General features: G+C 69.2%; 4 protein-coding genes. 1 reads left to right on the forward strand and 3 read right to left on the reverse strand.

All coding sequences use genetic code 11. The features are described 5' to 3' along the window. Positions 1-743: ABC transporter permease subunit (locus tag ABZ260_RS48150; RefSeq protein WP_355631874.1), on the reverse strand; the 743-nt coding region annotated here is incomplete at its 3' end. Between the two features lie 333 nt (positions 744-1,076). Between ABZ260_RS48150 and ppk2 the strand changes: the two genes are divergently transcribed. Then, the gene (gene ppk2 / locus ABZ260_RS48155) at positions 1,077-2,024 is read left to right on the forward strand and encodes a polyphosphate kinase 2 (RefSeq protein WP_355631877.1); all 948 of its coding nucleotides are present in this window, start codon (positions 1,077-1,079) and stop codon (positions 2,022-2,024) included. An 11-nt stretch (positions 2,025-2,035) separates the two neighbouring features. Here the strand turns inward: ppk2 and ABZ260_RS48160 are convergent, their stop codons facing one another. Together ABZ260_RS48160 and ABZ260_RS48165 are read right to left on the reverse strand one after the other, a co-directional pair. Further along, positions 2,036-2,845 carry an ABC transporter permease gene (locus ABZ260_RS48160; RefSeq protein ID WP_350922821.1) on the reverse strand — a complete coding sequence of 270 codons (810 nt, stop codon included), beginning with the start codon at positions 2,843-2,845 and terminating at the stop codon, positions 2,036-2,038. Beyond that, a complete protein-coding gene (locus ABZ260_RS48165; RefSeq protein ID WP_355631880.1) occupies positions 2,842-3,717 on the reverse strand; it encodes an ABC transporter permease in 876 nt (291 codons plus the stop codon). The genes ABZ260_RS48160 and ABZ260_RS48165 overlap by 4 nt, the downstream gene beginning before the upstream one ends. Positions 3,718-3,864 lie beyond the last annotated feature (147 nt).

The following is a 3,864-nucleotide window of genomic DNA, read 5'->3' on the forward strand; positions in this document are numbered from 1 at the left end:
CCAAGCACTCGAACCTCAAGCTGGTCGCCAGCGTCCCCGGCAACCGAGAGCAGCCCCGCCCGGACGATCTCCGCGGCGTAGGCGGCCTGGTGCAGGGCGAGGCCGAGCGCGGCGGCGGTGACCGGGCCGATCAGGTCCATCGTGCCGATGTCGAAGAACGCCGGGCCGAACGGCACGCCGAAGGAGATTCTCGGATACAGCAGGGCCAGGTTGTACCAGAACAGCAGCTGCAGGATCAGCGGGACCGACCGGAACAGGGCGATGTAGCCCCAGGCGACCGAGTTGAGCAGCGGGTTCCTCGACAACCGCATGAGCGCCAGGACGGTGCCGAGCAGGAAGCCGAAGACGATCCCCAGCGCGGTCAGCTCCAGCGTGAAGACGACGGCCCGCAGCACGGAGGGGGCGAACAGGTATTCCCCGACCACCTCCCACTCCCAGGCCGGGTTGGTGATCAGCGCGCTGGCCACCATGGCCAGCAGCACCGCGATGCCCGCGGCCGCCACCCACCGCCAGGGGTGGCGGGTGGTGACCACTTTCAGCGGAGGCTCACCGGCCTCCGTGTCTCCCGTGCCGCCCGCCGGGAGTGTGGCGGTCCGGGCGGGGGTGGCGGTGAGCAGCACCCGGTTTCCCCCGTAGCCGCGATGGGTGCGCACCCGGGCGCCCGTCACCGGGGCCGGGGGTGGTGCTTTCGCGGATGCTCCGTGCGTGTCACCGCCGTCGGTGCCTGAGAATTCGACGGGCATGGTTGAGGCCTTTCTGGCTGGTTCGTCCAGGAGGAGGGGGGCGGGCGCGAGGGGGCGTCGCCGGCGAATCGTCAGAAGGTCAGCGGTGACACGGGGGGAGGCGGAGGGGGCGCGGGTCAATGTGCCCGCGGACCGTCGGCCGGAGCTCTGGGCGCATGCCATCACTTCAACACATGCTCATAATCCCGTCAAGACCTACTTGTTTAGTGGGTTTTATGTGACGCCGAACCAGATCGGTGCAAACCGGGCCGCCCGCCGATGATTAGCCTGCTCAAAGCGAGGTAGAGGGCAGGACGAGGGCGGATCCCATGTCCGCCCGAGGGGAAGGGAACGATGGCAGAGGCGGAGCCCGCGGAGGAGCGGTTCCCCGTTCTGGACCTCCGTTCGGCGCTGGCCCGCGGGGGCCTGCTCGATGACCTGTCCAACCTGCGGGTCGACGACGATGATGACGACGACCCCGTTCTGATCCGCCTGGACGGCACCCCCGTCGACACCTGGCGGGAGAAGTATCCCTACGGGGAACGGATGAACCGGACCAAGTACGACCGGCTCAAGCGGCTGCTCCAGATCGAGCTGCTCAAGCTCCAGTACTGGATCAAGGACACCGGGGGACGCCTGGTCATCCTCTTCGAGGGGCGCGACGCGGCGGGCAAGGGCGGCACGATCAAGCGGTTCATGGAGCACCTCAACCCACGTGGGGCGAACGTGGTGGCGCTGGAGAAGCCGAGCGAGCGCGAGAGCACCCAGTGGTACTTCCAGCGCTACGTCTACCACCTGCCGTCCGCCGGAGAGATGGTCTTCTTCGACCGTTCCTGGTACAACCGCGCCGGGGTCGAGCGGGTGATGGGCTTCTGCACTCCCGGGGAGTACCTGGAGTTCCTGGAACAGACGCCCGAGTTCGAGCGGATGCTCGTCCGCGACGGCATCCACCTGGTGAAGTTCTGGTTCTCGGTCTCGCGTTCCGAGCAGCGCACCCGGTTCGTGATCCGCCAGGTCGATCCGGTACGGCAGTGGAAGCTGTCGCCGATGGATCTGCAGTCGCTCGACAAATGGGAGGAGTACACCGCCGCCAAGGAGGACATGTTCGTCCACACCGACACCGAGGAGGCCCCGTGGACGGTGATCAAGAGCAATGACAAGAAGCGGGCCAGGGTCGAGGCCATGCGCCACGTCCTGAGCCTTTTCGAGTACGAGAACAAGGACCACGAGGTCGTCGGCACCCCCGACCCCAGGATCGTCGTCCACGCCGCCGACGTGCTCGACGACGACCGCGCCCGCTGAGCCGTCCCCGCTCAGCGGACTCCCGCGTCACCGCCCGACAGGCGCTGGGCAAGATAGATCGGGACGACCGAGGCGACGATGAGAGCCGCGGCGACCACGTTGACCACGGGCGCCTGGTTGGGGCGGAACAGGTTCTCGAAGATCCACAGAGGCAGGGTCCTGACCCCGGCCCCGGCGGTGAACGTGGTCACGATGATCTCGTCGAAGGACAGGGCGAAGGCCAGCAGCCCGCCCGCGAGCAGTGCCGAGCGCATCATCGGGAAGGTGACCAGCCGGAACGTGGTGAAGGTGTCGGCGCCCAGATCGGCCGAGGCCTCCTCCAGGGAGGTGCCCGTACGCCGCAGCCTGGCCAGCACGTTGTTGTAGACGGTCACCACACAGAAGGTGGCGTGCCCGACGATCACGGTGAACAGCCCCAGACTCACCCCGAACGGGCTCAGCACCGCACGAAAGGCGTTGTTGAGCGCGATGCCGGTGACGATGCCGGGCAGCGCGATCGGCAGCAGGACCAGCAGCGAGACCGCGTTCTTGCCGAAGAAGTCGTAGCGCTGGATCGCGAAGGCCACCATCGTGCCGAGCACCAGGGCGATCACCGTGGCGCCCGCCCCCGCCTGGACCGAGGTCCACAGCGCGTCGCGCACGCCGGTGGAGTTCCACGCCGCCTCCCACCACCGCACGGTGAACCCGCTGGGTGGCCAGGCGAACGTCCGGTCGGTGTTGAAGGAGTTGAGCACCACGATCAGCAGCGGAACGTAGACGACGCCGAGCCCGGCGGCCAGCATGGCCCACAGCGCCGTGCGCGCCGTACGGGACAGGTTCACAGGTTCTCCAGGGCACCGGTGCGGCGGACCGCGGCGAGGTAGACCAGCATGATCATCACGGGGACGGTGGCGACCGCGGCGGCGAAGGGGAGGTTGTTGGCCGCGCCGATGTTGTCGTAGACGACGTTGCCGATCAGCTGCGAGGTGCCGCCCACGATCTTCACGGTGATGTAGTCGCCGAGCGACAGCGAGAACGTGAAGACCGAGCCCGCGAGCACGGCGGGGAGGGCGAGCGGCCACACCACGGTGCGAAACGTCCGCCAGCCACGCGCCCCGAGGTCTCCGGCGGCGTCCAGCAGCGAGTCCGGCAGCCGCTCCAGCCCCGCGTAGATCGGCAGGATCATGTACGGCAACCACAGGTAGGACAGGGTGAGGACGGTGGCGGTCAGCCCGTACCCCCAGCCGAGAAGGCCCTCGGAGCCGAGCATCACCCGCCAGGCGTATGCCTTGACCAGGTAGGAGGCCCAGAGCGGGGTGAGCACGGCGATCACCAGCCAGCGCTGGGCGCGCGGCGAGGCCAGCTTGGCCATCGCGAACGCCATCGGGAAGGCGATCAGCAGGTCGATCAGCGTCACCGCGACCGCCACGCCCACCGAGCGCAGCGCGATCGTACGGTAGACGTCGGCGGTGAGCAGGTCCTGGAAGTTCCCCCAGGTCGGCACCCTGACCAGGTCGCCGGTGAAGGTGTCGGTGCTCCAGAAGGCCGTCACGAACAGGGCGGCCAGCGCGCCGAGATAGGCGAGGCCGAGCCAGAGCGCGGGGGCCGACAGCAGCAGCGAGAGCCGCACGCCCGCGTGCCGGTGCAGGAAGGCCGCGAGCCTGCGTCGAGGGGTGCGGGGCGGTGTGGGTCTCACCGGTGCCGCGATGTTCAACGTCGGCTCCTTCCCGGTCAACGTCGGTTCTCTCCCCGGGCGAGGCGGGCTTCCGGCCCTTCTCGCGGGGCGGGCGCGGGGGGGCCGGGGGGGGCCGCCCCCCCCGGGGGGGGGGGGGGGGGGGGCCCGGGAGATGGGTCGCGGGCC

The organism is Streptosporangium sp. NPDC006013 (assembly GCF_040614275.1).
Lineage (GTDB): Bacteria > Actinomycetota > Actinomycetes > Streptosporangiales > Streptosporangiaceae > Streptosporangium.

Bases quoted from the DNA above. Each gene is read 5' to 3' on its own strand.
- ppk2 (WP_355631877.1), top strand. From the start codon at position 1,077: ATGGCAGAGGCGGAGCCCGCGGAGGAGCGGTTCCCCGTTCTGGACCTC.